11 protein-coding genes and 2 tRNA genes are annotated in these 15,176 nt (G+C 71.9%); 7 read left to right on the forward strand and 6 right to left on the reverse strand.

The features are described 5' to 3' along the window. The 4 genes from N864_RS11995 to N864_RS12010 all read left to right on the forward strand — a co-directional run. The coding region (locus tag N864_RS11995) for a PHP domain-containing protein (RefSeq protein ID WP_034716958.1) at positions 1-515 on the forward strand (515 nt) is incomplete at its 5' end. 135 nt (positions 516-650) lie between these two features. Beyond that, positions 651-723, forward strand: a tRNA-Glu gene (locus N864_RS12000). Between the two features lie 22 nt (positions 724-745). Next, positions 746-819: transfer RNA gene (locus N864_RS12005), tRNA-Asp, on the forward strand. Between the two features lie 153 nt (positions 820-972). Beyond that, a complete protein-coding gene (locus N864_RS12010) occupies positions 973-1,242 on the forward strand; it encodes a hypothetical protein (protein ID WP_034716959.1) in 270 nt (89 codons plus the stop codon). 21 nt (positions 1,243-1,263) lie between these two features. On the opposite strand, the gene N864_RS12015 is transcribed toward N864_RS12010, so the two are convergent. Both N864_RS12015 and N864_RS12020 read right to left on the reverse strand, forming a co-directional pair. Then, complete coding sequence (locus N864_RS12015) at positions 1,264-1,728, reverse strand: OsmC family protein (protein ID WP_034716961.1); 465 nt, start codon at positions 1,726-1,728, stop codon at positions 1,264-1,266. Between the two features lie 47 nt (positions 1,729-1,775). Continuing rightward, entirely contained in the window at positions 1,776-2,966 is a 1,191-nt protein-coding gene (locus N864_RS12020; protein ID WP_034716963.1) for a PucR family transcriptional regulator, read from the reverse strand. Positions 2,967-3,065: 99 nt separating this feature from the next. Here N864_RS12020 and N864_RS12025 point away from each other — a divergent pair, with 99 nt between their 5' ends. From N864_RS12025 to N864_RS12035, 3 genes are read left to right on the forward strand one after another with little or no spacing between them, the layout of a single operon-like run. Next, positions 3,066-4,145 carry a ferredoxin reductase gene (locus N864_RS12025; RefSeq protein ID WP_034716965.1) on the forward strand — a complete coding sequence of 360 codons (1,080 nt, stop codon included), beginning with the start codon at positions 3,066-3,068 and terminating at the stop codon, positions 4,143-4,145. A 15-nt stretch (positions 4,146-4,160) separates the two neighbouring features. Then, positions 4,161-5,393, forward strand: a complete 1,233-nt coding sequence (locus N864_RS12030; RefSeq protein ID WP_034716966.1) for a fatty acid desaturase family protein — start codon at positions 4,161-4,163, stop codon at positions 5,391-5,393. Continuing rightward, the gene (locus tag N864_RS12035) at positions 5,383-6,072 is read left to right on the forward strand and encodes an HAD family hydrolase (protein WP_034716968.1); all 690 of its coding nucleotides are present in this window, start codon (positions 5,383-5,385) and stop codon (positions 6,070-6,072) included. Before N864_RS12030 ends, N864_RS12035 begins: the two co-directional genes overlap by 11 nt. 35 nt (positions 6,073-6,107) lie before the next feature. Here the strand turns inward: N864_RS12035 and N864_RS12040 are convergent, their stop codons facing one another. The 4 genes from N864_RS12040 to N864_RS12055 all read right to left on the reverse strand — a co-directional run bounded on the left by N864_RS12040 (position 6,108) and on the right by N864_RS12055 (position 14,415). Next, positions 6,108-7,709 (reverse strand): N,N-dimethylformamidase beta subunit family domain-containing protein, encoded by a 1,602-nt coding sequence (locus N864_RS12040; RefSeq protein WP_155892918.1) that lies wholly within the window; start codon positions 7,707-7,709, stop codon positions 6,108-6,110. Between the two features lie 408 nt (positions 7,710-8,117). Further along, positions 8,118-9,140, reverse strand: coding sequence for a dihydroorotate dehydrogenase-like protein (locus tag N864_RS12045; protein WP_034716970.1), 1,023 nt, complete (start codon positions 9,138-9,140; stop codon positions 8,118-8,120). Next, positions 9,140-12,733: a pyruvate:ferredoxin (flavodoxin) oxidoreductase gene (nifJ, locus tag N864_RS12050; protein WP_034716972.1), complete on the reverse strand. Its 3,594-nt coding sequence runs from the start codon at positions 12,731-12,733 to the stop codon at positions 9,140-9,142. Before nifJ ends, N864_RS12045 begins: the two co-directional genes overlap by 1 nt. 2 nt (positions 12,734-12,735) lie before the next feature. After that, the gene (locus N864_RS12055) at positions 12,736-14,415 is read right to left on the reverse strand and encodes an NAD(P)-binding protein (RefSeq protein ID WP_051518504.1); all 1,680 of its coding nucleotides are present in this window, start codon (positions 14,413-14,415) and stop codon (positions 12,736-12,738) included. Between the last annotated feature and the right edge of the window lie 761 nt (positions 14,416-15,176).

Below are 15,176 nucleotides of genomic sequence, written 5' to 3' on the forward strand. Positions count from 1 at the left end.
CGTTCCAGGTCCTCAAGGGAATCGAGGTCGACATCCACCTCGACGGCACGCTGGACCAGGACGACGACATGCTCGAGCGCCTCGACGTCGTGACCGCGTCGATCCACTCGAAGCTGCGCCAGCCGTCGTTCGAGCTGACCCCGCGCATGGTCGCCGCCGTGAGCAACCCCCGCACCAACGTCCTGGCCCACTGCACCGGGCGCATCGTCGTCGGCCGTGGCCGCCCGCAGTCTGACTTCGACACCGAGAAGGTCTTCCGCGCCTGCCTCGCCAACGACGTCGCAGTGGAGATCAACTCCAGGCCGGAGCGCTGTGACCCGCCGGACGACCTCATCGAGCTGGCGCGCGACCTCGGCTGCCTCTTCACGATCGACTCGGACGCTCACGCGCCCGGCCAGCTCGACTTCAAGTACCTCGGCTGCGAGCGCGCCGAGCGGCTCGGCATCCCGGCGGAGCGGATCGTCACGACGTGGCCGGTCGAGGACGTCCTCGCCTGGGCCCGCGGCGCGAAGTGACCGGTCGACGGAGGGAACGTGACCGGTCGACGGCAGTGGCGCGGGGGCCCGGTCGGCGCGGTCCACGGTGAGCGGCATACGGATTTGGTGCGCGCCCGAATCTCCCCTATAGTTTCGACGTCCCAACGGGGATAGGTCCCCATCGTCTAGCGGCCTAGGACTCCGCCCTTTCACGGCGGCAGCACGGGTTCGAATCCCGTTGGGGATACGCACGAAAACTGAATCATCTTGGCCCCGTAGCGCAGTTGGTTAGCGCGCCGCCCTGTCACGGCGGAGGTCGCCGGTTCGAGCCCGGTCGGGGTCGCTTCACACGAGAGGCGCCGCTCCAGATGGAGCGGCGCCTCTTGGCGTCCTGCCCGAGAACCCGACCGAGATGGTCCGAACGGACTATTGACGCGCTTCGCTTTACACAACATTGTTGTGAAAACGGCTCCAACGACCGCATCAGGGGGATCTCATGCAGACAACGCCGGACGAGTGCACCACGGCGACCGACGAACCGACCGCTCACCTCTGGGTCGGTGCGGCGCTCGTCGGCATGGGGCAGGGCCGGACCCGCCGCGCCGAGCACGCCGCCCGGACCGGACGGCACGTCCTGTCAGCCGCGACGCGGATCGAGGTCCTCGAGGTGTACTGCTCGCGGTGCCGCGTGGCCTACGACGACCACGCGGCCACCTGGCCCTGCACCGGCCCCGCGCCGCGGTCCTCGGTGCACCTCGTGCGCTGACCCCGCCCCCGGCCGGTTCGGTCAGACCTCGCCGTCGAGCACGATGACCGTCGGCTCGATGGCCACCTCGGTGGTGACGGAGTTCGCGATGAAGCAGCCCCGATGGCCCTTCTCCACGAGCCGGTCAACGAGCTCGACGTCAGTGCCGGCGGCCACGGTGATGCGCGGCCGGAGCGTGACATGGGTGATCCGGACGGGCCGCTCGGTCGTCGGCATGATGCCGGTCGCCTCGTCGGCGTAGTCACGCACATCGACGCCGCGGTGCGCCGCCACCGCGAGGAAGGTGAGCATCTGGCAGGAGCTGAGCGCCATGACGAAGAGCTGCTCGGGGTTGAGCAGGGCGGGGTCGCCGCCATAGTTGGGGTCAGCCGTGGCGGACAGCTCGTTGCCGGCCGGGCCGACCGTGTGGTTGCGGGAGTACGCAGCGGGGCCGCCCGCGGTGGTGCCCTCCCAGCGCAGGGTGACGTCATACGTGTGGTTGCTCATACCCCCTAGCGTATGCCGCCGAGTGTCCTCCCAGCAGCAGGCTCGCTTCAGCGGTGGCCGGCCCGCAGGACCAGCTCGAGCTCGAACCGCCACTCCGGGTCGTCGAGCGCCGCACCGAACAGCTCCTTCAGCTGCGCGACGCGGTAGCCGACCGTCTGCGGGTGGACGAACAGCTCATCCGCGATGGGCCCTCGCTGCCCGTGGTGGCGCAGCCAGGCCAGCAGGGTCTCGGCGAGCCGCTCCCGGGAGCTCGGACGGACCTGCTCCAGCGGCGCCAGCACCCGCGCGGCGAGGTCGGCGAGCGCGAGCGGCTCGGCTCGGACGACCAGCTCGGCGAGGTGCTCGCAGACCCACACCGGCGCAGCGGTGTCCGCATCGGGGGCGTCGCGGTCGACGAGGCCGTGGGCGCCGGCGGCCAGGGCGAGGTGCAGCGACTCGGCCGCCTTGACGAGCGGGCGTGGCGGCCCGACGATCGCCCGCCGCCCGGTCAGCGCACGGTCGAGGTCGCGGCGACGCGGCTTCGGCGGCGTGAACGGCTGGACGACCACGACGTCGGTGCCGCGCTCGGCGACGAGCACGTCGGGGCCGAGCGCCGAGCGCAGCCCCTCGACGTGCGGGAACGGGACGGTCGCCACGACGACGACCTCGGGCAGGACCCAGCCCACCGCGGCGGCCGACCGCGCCACGCCGGTCTCGCTCGCATCACCGCGCAGGATCATGTCGAGCAGCTCGCTGCGCAGCCGCTGGTACTCGCCGGCCCGCTCCGACTGCTCGGAGGCGTAGCCCTGCGCCGTCACGGCCGACAGCTCGTCGATGTAGGCGAAGATCGACTCGCCGAGGGCCAGCAGGACCTCCGGCTCGATCCGGTCGAGCGGCAGCGCCTGGGAGATGGCGCGGAAGGTGACCCGGGCCCCGGCACGGTAGGCCGCGAGCAGCGACTCAAGGCTGCGTCCGGACCGGACCTCACCGCGGCCCAGCCGCTCGTAGACCCAGATGTCCTCCTCGGACAGGGCGGGCAACCGGGTCCCCGGCAGGTCGAGGAAGCGGTGCAGCGCCACCGACACCCCGCGACGCACACCCTGACCGAACCGCCCCTCGAGCGGCATCGCATAGACGGGCACGTCGCGTGGGATCGTCGCGATGATCAGCTCCACGATGTCCGAGATGAGCGGCCGGATCGACGAGCCGACTTCAGCCGGGAGCGACAACCAAGGCGGGTCGGTGACACCCTCTTCCATTTCCACCTCCCGGAAGTTTGTCGTGGCACAACAGATTCTCTCCGGAAAGGATACGTCTCGCCACGAGACCCGGCGCCCCATTCGGGGCACAGTAGAAGCATGGTCCGGATCCCTGCCCTGCGGCGCATGGCGTCCCTGCTCCTGACGCCGCTGGAGCCGGAGGACGTCCTCAGCCTGGTCAACCCCCTCTCGTCGCACCGGCAGCTGCGCGGCGTCGTCACGAAGGTGACCCGTGAGACTCCCGAGTCGCGGACCATCCACTTCCGCCCCGGTCGCGGCTGGAACCCGCACGACGCGGGCCAGTGGGCCCGCATCGGCGTCGAGATCGACGGCGTGCGCCACTGGCGCAGCTACTCGCTGTCCGCCCCCGCCGGGGCCGACCCGGCCATCACCGTCACGGCGATCGGGTTCGTCTCGACCGAGCTGGTGCGCCGCACCAAGGTCGGCGACATCCTCTTCCTCGATGTGCCCCAAGGCGACTTCGTCCTGCCGCAGCACCCCCGTCCGCTACTGATGCTGACGGCGGGCAGCGGCCTGACCCCGGTCATGTCGATGATCCGCACGCTCGTCCCGCGCCGGCCCGACGCCGACGTGGTGCTCGTCCACTCGGCGCGCACCCGCGACGACGCCCTCTTCCACGACGAGCTGCTCGAGCTGGCCGACCAGTTCCCGGGGCTCAAGGTCGTGCACTGGTTCACCCGCGAGGCGCAGGGGCGCCGGCTCGACCTCACGGACGCCACCGACCTCGAGACGGTCTGTCCGGACTGGCGGGGGCGAGCGGCATACGCGTGCGGTCCGGCCGACTTCCTCGACGCGGCCACCGCCCTGTGGGACCGGGCCGCCGCTGAGGGCGCCGCTGAGGCGACCACGGCGCTCACCATCGAGCGTTTCGCGCCGGTGCTGCTCCCCGGCGCGGGCGGCGAGGGCGGCCGCGTGACGTTCGAGAAGTCCGACAAGGTCGTCGACGCACCGGGCGACTGCACACTCCTTGACGCCGGTGAGCAGGCCGGCGTCGTCATGCCGAGCGGGTGCCGCATGGGCATCTGCCGCAGCTGTCTCACCCCCCTCGTCGCGGGCCAGGTCCGCGACCTGCGCACCGGCGAGGTGCACGGCGAGGAGGGCGAGCTGATCCAGACCTGCATCAACGCTGCCGCAGGTCCCGTCCACCTGGACATCTGAGAAGGGAACCCCCACATGACCGCTACCGCGACACCGCTCGAGCGCACCGAGATCCGGCCGGGCAGGCCGATCCTTGCCCCGAAGGGCGGCCCAGCGGTCAGACCGACGGCGGCGGCCCACCTCACCGACGACCAGGTGGAGCAGCTGGGCCGCGAGCTCGACGCGATCCGCGACCGCGTCATCGCGACGCGGGGTGAGAAGGACGCCCGCTACATCCGGCGAGTCATCAAGCTGCAGCGCTCCCTGGAGCTGGCCGGGCGGATCACGCTGCTCTTCTCCAAGCGCAAGGCGGCGCTCGTCGCCGGCACCGCGATGATCAGCGTCGCCAAGATCATCGAGAACATGGAGATCGGCCACAACGTCCTGCACGGACAGTGGGACTGGATGCGCGACCCGGACATCCACTCGACGACGTGGGAGTGGGACTTCGTCTCCCCCGCGGCGACGTGGAAGCACACCCACAACGACCTGCACCACACGTGGACCAACGTCGTGGGCAAGGACAAGGACGTGGGCTACGACCTGCTCCGGATGGACGAGGACCAGCCGTGGACGCCGCGCGCCCTCGGCAACCCGCTCTACAACCTGGTCCTGATGCCCTTCTTCGAGTGGGGCATTGCCATCTACGACCTCGAGCTCGAGGCGTGGCGCCAGGGTGACAAGCCGACTGCCGACCTCAAGCGCGACCTCAAGCTGACCGCCAAGAAGGCCCTGCGCCAGTTCACCAAGGACTACACCGCGACCCCACTCGCGGCCCAGCTCGTGTCGCGCTCCGGCCGCAACGCGCTCATCGGCGGCTTCGCGGCCAACTGCATCCGCAACGTCTGGGCACACGCCGTCATCTTCTGTGGCCACTTCCCCGACGGGGCCGACACCTTCACCGAGGAGATGATCGAGGGCGAGACGCGGGGCGACTGGTACATCCGCCAGATGATCGGCTCGGCCAACATCTCGGGCAGCAAGCTGATGCACTTCATGACGGGCAACCTCAGCCACCAGATCGAGCACCACTGCTTCCCCGACCTGCCGAGCAACCGCTATGCCGAGGTCGCCGTCGAGCTGCGGGAGATCTGCGAGCGCTACGGGCTGCCCTACACGACGGGGCCGCTCCCCCGCCAGGTCTACCAGGCCTGGGCCAAGGTGTGCCGTCTCGCGCTGCCGCCCAAGCGGCTGCCGAAGCAGACGGTCAACCAGACCCCGGTCCTTCCGCGTCGCGGCGCGTTCCCCATCGCCGCCCGTGTCCTCTGAGCCGGGACGGGTCGCGGCGTTCTTCGACCTCGACCGCACCCTGATCCGTGGGTCGGCCAACTACCCGTTGGCCGTCGCGGCCTTCCGGGCCGGGCTCGTGCCGTGGCGCGAGCTCGTCGGCGACACCGTCAACGCCATCCGCTTCCAGCGGCACGGCTCGACGGACGCCGGCTCGGCTGCGCTGCGCGAGCGGATCCTGCTCGCCGTCAAGGGAATCCGACAGCAGGACATCATCCACCTCGGTGACCGGGTGACACCGGGACTGGTTCGCCGGCTCATCCCGCAGACGGCTCGGCTGCTGGCCGAGCACCACGCCCGGGGCGAGGACCGGGTCGTGGTCTCGGCGAGCCCGATCGAGCTCGTCGGCCGGTTCGCCCAGGCCCTCGGGCTCGAGGGGGCCGTCGCGACGCGGGCCGAGCTCGACGCCGAGGAGCGCTACACCGGGCGCCTCGTCGGTGAGTTCTGCTACGGCCGCGGCAAGGTGATCGAGATCGAGAAGCTCGCCGCCGAACGGGGGTATGACCTCGAGCGGTCCTATGCCTACAGCGACTCGGTGAGCGACCTGCCGATGCTCGAACGGGTCGGCCACCCGGTCGTCGTCAACCCCGACCGTGAGCTGCGCCTCCTGGCGACCGAGCGCGGCTGGCCGGTCGTGGAGGTGGGCCGCCGCCGGCTCTGACGGGTCAGCTGCTGAGGGCATCAGCTGCTGAGGCGTCAGCTGCGCGCGACCGGACCGCCGGACCCGGTGCTGGTGAACGGCGACGCGCCGAGCGAGCCGAGGTTCCCGCGGGCCGCGTGCGCCTGCCCGAGGGGGCCGGCGGCCATGGCGGTGAAGAGACGGCCGGTGACGGCGCGGGCGAACTGCACCGAGGCTGCGTCGATCCGGTGCTTCGCACTCGGTCCGCGGAGGGCGGTGCACCACCCCATCGTGCCGACGGACAGCACGCCCGCCCCGCTCGGCACCGTGTAGTAGGTGAGGTCCGAATGGGTGGGCGGCTTGCCGGCGACGGCGACCGGTGAGTGCGCCACGACCTGGAGGTTGGCCGGGGTGCCGCGGATCGGGTAGGCCCGGTCGATCTCGGTCGCGACGAGCCCGGCAACCCGGTCGCCCCGGCGCAGGCCGAGACCGTCGAAGAGGAAGAAGCCGGGGTCGTGCACGACGAGGTCCGCGTCGGCCGGGAACGCCTCGTAGAGCATGCCGGTGAGGGAGTTCTCCGGCTCCGGCTGCGGGTCGGCCCGCCACTTGGCGCTCGTGTCGGGCCGTCCCTGGTCCGGGTCCTCGGTCCCGGACTTGTAGCACGTCAGCATCCGGCCGGCCCCGTCGAGCCGGACCCGCCAGTAGACGGCGTTGGCGCCAAGGAACGCGACGTTCGTGCCGCCGTCCCGGGCCTGTTCGACGGCCCGGCGCATCGGGACGCTCCAGTACTCGTCGTGCCCGAGGCTGACGACTCCGACACTGCCGGCGAGCACGCCGGGCTGGTGGTGCAGCTCCCACGAGGTGAGGTAGGCGAGGTCGAGGCCGAGCCGCTCGGCGGCCTGCACCGGCCCGATCTCGAAGTTGAGGACGTGCCGGGCGCCCTCGAGGTCGTAGGGCCGGTCGAAGCTCACGACACGGGCGCGCGTCCCGAAGCTCCCGTCGGGACCCTTGTAGAGGGAGTAGCCGCCCCACTGGTTGTACGCCTGATAGCTCGTCGTGGCGGAGACCAGGACGAGACGACCCCGGGCGGAGGTCGAGCGCACGGTGAGCGGCACGTAGCGCGCGCGGCCGCCCGCGTCGAGGCGGAGCAGGTAGCTGCCCTCCGGCCAGCCCGCCGTGTCGATCTGCGTCGTGACGGGCCAGGAGCAGCGAACGGTGCCGTGGGCGTCCGCCGTCGGCTGGGCCTGGCGCGTGACGCGCAGCGGCTCCGACGCCCAGACGCGCCGCGCCCCGGCGCCGCCGTAGTGGCCCAGCCGGTAGGCCGTGACCGTCACCGATCCGATGCCACTGCTGAGGCGCAGCACCGCGGGCTGGCCCGGCGCCACGCTCACCGAGTCCGTGTAGCCGCCGAGATCCTGCTCCGCCGCAACCCGCGCGGCCGGGATCCGCCAGGCCCGTGCCCCGGGCCGGGCATTCTCGGCGCGGACCCAGTCTGGGTCGTGGCCGGGCGTCGACGGCACGGCTCTGCCCGCGGGCGGGCGCGCGCCGGCAGCCGAGCTCCCCGCCTGGGTCCCACCCGGCCCCGACGGCGTCGGGCCCGTGCAGGCAGCAACGACGGCCGCGCCAGCCAGCAGGAACGCGCGACGAGGGAGCCCGCTCCCACTCCCCTGCTCGGCCACGGCGTCAGGGTAGGACCTGGTCCTGACGACCGGGTGACAAAACGCGGCGCCGGTTTGCGGATGCGGACACGGGGCAGGTCAGACGTCGGAGCACTGCCGACATGAGACGGAGCAGGTGACCGCGATGACCGCCAACCGACCGAGCTTCAGCATTCCTCCGACCCCCGCCGAGCCGGCACCCCCGATGCCCGGTGAGCCCTCGCCTCCCGGCCCCGGACCGGTGCCGCCTCCGCCGATGCCCGAGCCGGTGCCGCCGGGCCGGCCCCAGCCGACGCAGCCGGGCCCGACTCCCAGCCCGGAGCCCTATCCGACTCCGTCCCCGGAACCCCAGCCGGGCCCCGACGGTCCCTGACCCGGCGCGCCCGGTCCCTGACCCGGCGGCCGGTCCCTACCGGCCGAGCGGCGCCGTCACCCCTGCGGCACCAGCGGTGCGTAGTGCTCGCGCGCGTGCTCGAGGGCCGAGACGTAGCCGACGCGCTCGTAGGCCGTCCCGTCCACCCCGACCGGCACGGCGAGGCGGCCCCGCGCCGACGCGACGGCCTGGAAGCGCTGTCGCTCCAGCCACCGCTCCAGCCCGTCGAGCAGCACGCCGACATGGCCGGCGCCGTGCCGCAGGAGGGCGGAGGCCGTCATGACGACGTCTGCTCCGGCGAGCAGGTAGGCCGCCACGTCGCTCGCGTCCTCGACGCCCGTCGTCGCGGCGATCGAGCCGACCACCCGGCCGTGCAGAATCGCGATCCAGGCGCGCGGGAGGCGGCCCTCCTCGGGGCTCGACAGGGCGACGCCGGGCACGACGGCGAGCGCGTCGCTGTCGACGTCCGGGTGCAGGAAGCGGTTGAAGAGCACCACACCGTCGGCCCCGGCGTCGTCGAGGCGCAGGACCATCTGACCGGGCGAGCTGAAGTGTGGGCTCAGCTTGACCGCGACCGGGATGGAGACGGCCGACTTCACATGGTGGAGGATCTCGACGTGCCGGTCCTCGACGAGCCGACCGGACGTGTGCGGGTCGCCCGGCACGAAGTAGATGTTGAGCTCGATCGCGGCCGCGCCCGCCTCCTGCATCGAGTGGGCGAAGCGGGTCCAGCCGCCGTCACTGCTCGCGTTGAGGCTCGCCATGACCGGCACGTCGACGGAGGAGGCCGCCCGCTCGACGAGCGACAGGTACCGCTTCGTCGTCCCTGGCACCGCCCCGGCAGCCGTCGGGAAGAAGGACCGCGCCTCGGCGAACGCGTCCTCGAACCGCTCCATGAGGTGCAGCTCCCGCAGCTGCTCGTGGTGCACCTCCTCCTCGAAGAGGGAGGGCAGCACGACGGCACCGACCCCGGCGTCCGCCAGGCCGCGAACCCCGTCGACCGTGCTCGTCATCGGGGACGGCGAGGCGACGAGCGGGTTGCGCAGTGCCATCCCGAGGTAGTGGGTCGTGAGGTCCATCAGCTCCTCCTCGCATCCGCCATGAAGTCGGCCGCGCTGCGCGTCGCCATCTCCTCGTACGTCGCCCAGCGCATGTCGACCGCCTCCTGCGCCAGCGCCATCAGCCGCTCGGCCTCCACGGGGTCGCGGTCTCGCAGCATCCGATACCGCAGCTCCCGGTAGGCGTAGTCGCCCAACGGGATCCGCGGCCGCGGCGAGTCGAGCTGGAACGGGTTGCCACCGGAGGCGCGCACCGTGGGGTCGTAGCGCACGAGCGGCCAATGTCCGGAGGCGACGGCGCGGTACTGCTGGTCGAGTCCGTCCTTCATCTCGATGCCGTGGGCGATGCAGTGGCTGTAGGCGATGATGAGCGACGGGCCGTCGTAGGCCTCGGCCTCGCGGAAGGCGGTGAGGGTCTGCTGCGGGTCGGCCCCCATCGCGACCCTCGCCACGTAGACGTTCCCGTAGGCGATGGCCTGGAGTGCGAGGTCCTTCTTGCCGACGACCTTGCCACCCGCCGCGAACTTCGCGACCGCGGCGAGCGGAGTTGCCTTGGAGGACTGCCCGCCGGTGTTGGAGTAGACCTCTGTGTCGAGGACGAGGACGTTGACGTCGCGGCCGCTGGCGAGGACGTGGTCGAGACCGCCCGCTCCGATGTCGTAGGCCCAGCCGTCGCCGCCGACGATCCAGACGCTGCGGCGCAGCAGGTTGTCGGCGACGCTGCGGAGGTCGTCGAGCGCACGGCGCTGTTCGAGCGGCAGGTCGTGAGCGGCATACAGCTCCTCGAGGCGAGCGCCGAGCGCTGCCACGCGCTGCCGCTGTCGCTCGAGCTCGGACTCCCGGACCTGCGGCGACTGCAGGAGAGCGTCCACGAGCTCCGGGCCGACGAGGTCGCGCAGCTGCGCGACCCGCTCCCGGGCCAGGTGGGCGTGGAGGTCTGTGGCGAGACGCAGACCGAGGCCGAACTCGGCGTTGTCCTCGAAGAGCGAGTTGGACCAGGCCGGCCCGCGGCCCGAGGGCGCCGCCGCCCACGGCGTCGTCGGCAGGTTGCCGCCGTAGATCGACGAGCAGCCGGTCGCGTTCGCGACGATGGCGCGCTCCCCGAAGAGCTGGGTCAGCAGCTTGAGGTATGGCGTCTCGCCGCACCCCGCGCACGCGCCCGAGAACTCGAACAACGGCCGCAGGAACTGTGTGCCCCGGACGGTGCCGAAGTCGAGCCGGGAGCGGTCGTTGTCGGGCAGCGACTCGAAGTGCGCGATGTTGGCCCGCTCGCGCTCGAGGACCGGCCCGAGGTCGGTGAGGTTGATCGCCTTGCGCCCCGTGCCGTCGGGTGCGGTGACGGGGCACGCGTCGACGCAGAGCCCGCAGCCGGTGCAGTCCTCGACATAGACCTGGAGGGTGTACTGGGCGCCGGGCAGACCGGCGGCGTTGAGCGGTGTGTGTGCGAACTCGGCTGGGGCGCTGGCGAGCTCGTCTTCCGGGTAGTACTTGGCCCGGATGACGCTGTGGGGGCACACGAAGGCGCAGTTGCCGCACTGGATGCACAGGTCGGCGTCCCATCCGGCGACGAGGTCGGAGATCCGACGCTTCTCGTAGGCCGTCGTCCCGCTGGGGTAGGTGCCGTCGTGCGGCAGGGCGCTGACCGGCAGCTCGTCGCCGCGGCCGGCCAGCATCGCCGCGGTCACGGTGCGGACGAAGTCCGGGGCTCCGGGCGGCACGATCGGTGGCAACGGTCGCGGGCTGGTGGGCTCGGCGGGGACGGCGAGCCGGTGCAGCGCCGCCACCGCGGTGTCGACGGCCGTCTCGTTCCGCCGGACGACCTCGGGGCCACGGCGGCCGTACGTCCGGCGGATGGCCGCCTTGACCGCCTCGATCGCCTCGTCCTTCGGCAGGACGCCGGAGATGGCGAAGAAGCATGTCTGCAGCACCGTGTTCGTGCGCCCCCGGAGGCCAGCCCGTTCGGCCACGGTGTCGGCGTCGATGGCCCACACCTCGAGGCGCTTGTCGATGATCTCCTCCTGGACCGGGCGAGGCAGCGCGCCCCAGACCTCGTCAGGCGGCTGGGGGGCGTTGAGCAGCAACGTCGCCCCGGTCGCTGCGACCCGGAGCACGTCGACCTTCTCGAGCAGGCCGAAGTCGTGGCAGCCGACGAACCGCGCCTGCCGCACGAGGTAGGGCGCACGGATCGGGTGCGGGCCGAAGCGCAGGTGCGAGACGGTCTGGCCACCGGACTTCTTCGAGTCGTAGACGAAGTAGGCCTGGGCGTGCAGGTCGGGGTCCGCGCCGAGGATCTTGATCGTGTTCTTGTTCGCCCCCACGGTGCCGTCCGAGCCGATGCCGTAGAACACGGCGCGCAGCGTCTCCGGGTCCTCGATGTCGAGGTCGGCGCCATACGGCAGGGACGTGCCCGACACGTCGTCGGTGATGCCGATCGTGAACCGGGGTCGCGGCTTGGCGGTGGCCAGCTCGGTGAAGATCCCGGCCACCATGCCGGGCGTGAACTCCTTCGACGACAGGCCGTAGCGTCCACCGACCACCTCTGGCAGCACCTCCAGCAGTCCGCGACCATGTGCCTCGGCCAGGGTCGTGACGACGTCGAGGAAGAGCGGCTCGCCGTTGGAGCCGGGCTCCTTGGTGCGGTCGAGCACGGCGACGGACCGCACGGTCGGCGGCAGGGCGGCCACGAGCTGCGTGGCCGGGAAGGGGCGGTACAGCCGCACCCGCAGCACCCCGACCCGGTCGCCGAGCCCGACGAGGTGTCGGACCGTCTCGGCCACGGTCTCGCCGCCGGAGCCCATCACGACGACGACGCGCTCGGCGGCGGGGTGGCCGGTGTACTCCACGAGGGAGTAGCCGCGGCCGGTCGCCGCCCTCAGCTCGTCCATCGCCGACTGCACGATGGCCGGCACCTGGGCGTAGTAGGGGTTGACCGTCTCGCGGGCCTGGAAGTAGACGTCCGGGTTCTGCGCCGTCCCCCGCACGAACGGCCGCTCCGGGCTGAGCGACCGGCTGCGGTGTGCCCGGACCAGCTCCTCCGGCACCAGCGCGCGCAGGACGTCGTCGTCGAGCAGCTCGATCGTGGCCAGCTCGTGGGAGGTGCGGAAGCCGTCGAGGAAGTGGAGGAACGGCACGCGGCTCTCGAGGGTCGCGCGCTGCGCCACGAGGGCGAGGTCGTGCGCCTCCTGGACCGACCCGGACGAGAGCATCGCGAAGCCGGTCTGCCGGACGGCCATCACGTCGGAGTGGTCTCCGAAGATCGACAACGCCTGCGCCGCAATGGATCTGGCGGCCACGTGGAACACGGTGGACGTCAGCTCGCCGGCGATCTTGTACATGTTCGGGATCATCAGGAGCAGGCCCTGCGATGCGGTGAACGTCGTGCCGAGCGCGCCACCCTGCAGCGCTCCGTGCATCGCCCCGGCCGCTCCGCCCTCGCTCTGCATCTCGACGACGGTCGGGACCGTGCCCCACACGTTCCTGCGGGCGTGCGCCGACCATTCGTCGGCGAGCTCGGCCATGAGCGACGAGGGCGTGATCGGGTAGATCGCGCACAGCTCGTTGAGGCGATAGGCGACGTCGACCGTGGCCTCGTTCCCGTCGATGGTCGTGCGCATCGTCAGCCTCCCTGACCGGTTCGTGTGAGCGCCTGGGCAGGTGTCGCCCCCGCGTCCTCCGGCACCATCTCGATGGCATGGACGGGGCACTGCCGGTAGCAGCTGCCGCAGCCCGTGCACGCGGTGTAGTCGAAGCGGTAACGCTGGCCCTTGCCGAGCTTGATGACCGCGTCCTCCGGGCACGAGCCGAGGCAGCCGTCGCACTCGAAGCAGTTGCCGCACGAGAGGCAGCGCCCCGCCTCGAAGGCCGCCTCCTGCGGTGTCAGGCCCGCCACGACCTCGTCGAACCCCGTGGTCCTCGTCGCCGGGTCGAGCTCGGGCTGCTCCCGCCGGTCGTGGTCCCCGAAGTACCAGAGGTTGAGCCGCTCGAAGCTCGCCAGTGGGTGCTTCGGTGCCTGACTGGGGGCGGTCTGCCGGAGGTAGGCGTCGATGGAGCGGGCCGCCCGTTTGCCATGGCCGACGGCCACCGTGACGGTGCGTTGGCTGGGCACCGCATCGCCACCGGCGAACACGCCGGCGGCGCCGGTCATGAGCGTGGCCGGAGACACCCGGACGACGTCGTCGTCGAACTCGACGCCCGGCACTCCGTGGAGGAAGCCGGTGTCGCTCTCCTGGCCGAGGGCGAGGATGACGGTGTCCGCGGCGAGGGTCTCGAACCGGCCCGTGCCGTGCGGCCGGCCGTGCTCGTCCAGCTCCTGCACTTCGACCGTGAGGTCGCCCTCGCCCATTCCGGCGATCGTGCGCAACCAGTTGATCCGGATGCCCTCCTCCTCTGCGTCCACGGCCTCCTCCTCGTGGGCCGGCATCTGGGCCCGCGAGCGCCGGTAGACGATGACCGAGTCCGTCGCCCCGACCCGCTTCGCGACGCGGGCGGCGTCCATGGCGGTGTTGCCGCCGCCGTACACGGCGACGGTGCCGTGCAACGGCTCCTGCTCGCCGCTCTCGACCGCCCGGAGGAAGGTGACGGCGTCGAGGACCCGGCGCGCGTCCATGTTCGGGATCTCGACCCGCTTGGACAGGTGCGCCCCGACGGCGACGAACACCGCGTCGAAGCCGCCCTCATGGCGCTCCGCCTCGAGGTCGGTCACCCGATGCCCCTGCTCGAAGCGCACCCCGAGGGCACGCAGGCGTCCCACCTCGGCGTCGAGGACGTCGCGCGGCAGCCGATACGCGGGGATGCCGTAGCGCATCATCCCGCCGGGCTCCGGTGCGTTGTCCCGCACGACGACGTCGTGGCCCAGCCGCGACAGATGGTAGGCGGCGGACAGCCCGCTCGGGCCGGAGCCGACGACCAGAACGCGCCGCCCGCTCGGGGGCGCGGAGCGCTCGAACTGCCAGCCGCGCTCGATCGCGAGGTCGCCGAGGTAGCGCTCCACCCCGTGGATCGAGACGGCCGCATCGAGCTCGAGGCGGTTGCAGGCCGACTCGCACGGGTGGTAGCAGACCCGGCCGTGCACCGCTGGCAGCGGGTTGTCGACCGTCAGCTCGCGCCAGGCGCGCTCCGGCTCGCCGTCGCGGACGAGCGCGAGCCACGCCTGGATGTTCTCCCCGGCGGGGCAGCCCGCGTTGCACGGCGGGAGGAGGTCCACGTAGACGGGACGGCTCGCCCTCACCGGCCCGGCGCGGCGGCGGCCGAGCCCGAGGGGGGCCAGCGGGGTGAGGTCACGTTCCTGCTCGGACATGGGCCGGCTCCTGGATCGGGTGGCGAGCTGCTACCCGCAGTAGACGGCACCGCGGCTGGGGACGAACGGGACGAAGGTCCCACTCTCACGTCACTCCCGGCCTCGGTTCGTGGCCCTTCGTCGGTTCGTGGCCTCTCGACGGTGTGTCCGTCGAAAGGCCAGTTCCCGACGAAAGGCCAGTTCCCGACGAGAGGCCAGTTCCCGACGGCGTATGCCGCTGAGCTGGGACTGAGCGTCCGCGCGGTCCCCGCTCAGCGACATACGGACGGAGGCGTCACCACGACGCGTGCAGCGGGCATCCCTCCGCGTCGCCGCCGGCGCTCTGGATGCCGACGACGGTTCGTGGCCCCTCGACGGTGTTTCCGCCGAAAGGCCAGTTCCCGACGAAAGGCCAGTTCCCGACGGCGTATGCCGCTGAGCTGGGACTGAGCGTCCGCGCGGTCCCCGGTCAGCGACATACGGACCGAGGCGTCACCACGACGTGTGCAGCGGGCATCCCTCCGCGTCGCCGCCGGCGCTCTGGATGCCGACGACGGTTCGTGGCCCTTCGTAGGTTCGTGGCCTCTCGACGGTGTACGTCGAAAGGCAAGTCCTCGACGGCGTCACCGCGACGTGTGGAGCGGGCGTCCCTCCGCGTAGCCGGCGGTGCTCTGGATGCCGACGACGGTTCGTGGCCTCTCGACGGTTCGTGGCCCTTCGTCGGTTCGTGGCCCCTCGACGGTGTGTCCGTCGAGAGGCCAGTTCCCGACGGCGTATGCCGC

The sequence above is a fragment of the Intrasporangium chromatireducens Q5-1 genome (assembly GCF_000576575.1).
Lineage (GTDB): Bacteria > Actinomycetota > Actinomycetes > Actinomycetales > Dermatophilaceae > Intrasporangium_A > Intrasporangium_A chromatireducens.

Coding starts and splice junctions, on each gene's coding strand:
- N864_RS12045 (WP_034716970.1), bottom strand. CDS start 9,140: ATGGACCTCACGACCCACTACCTCGGGATGGCACTGCGCAACCCGCTC.
- N864_RS12030 (WP_034716966.1), top strand. CDS start 4,161: ATGACCGCTACCGCGACACCGCTCGAGCGCACCGAGATCCGGCCGGGC.
- N864_RS12025 (WP_034716965.1), top strand. CDS start 3,066: ATGGTCCGGATCCCTGCCCTGCGGCGCATGGCGTCCCTGCTCCTGACG.
- N864_RS12010 (WP_034716959.1), top strand. CDS start 973: ATGCAGACAACGCCGGACGAGTGCACCACGGCGACCGACGAACCGACC.
- N864_RS12055 (WP_051518504.1), bottom strand. CDS start 14,415: ATGTCCGAGCAGGAACGTGACCTCACCCCGCTGGCCCCCCTCGGGCTC.
- N864_RS12015 (WP_034716961.1), bottom strand. CDS start 1,728: ATGAGCAACCACACGTATGACGTCACCCTGCGCTGGGAGGGCACCACC.
- N864_RS12020 (WP_034716963.1), bottom strand. CDS start 2,966: ATGGAAGAGGGTGTCACCGACCCGCCTTGGTTGTCGCTCCCGGCTGAA.
- nifJ (WP_034716972.1), bottom strand. CDS start 12,733: ATGCGCACGACCATCGACGGGAACGAGGCCACGGTCGACGTCGCCTAT.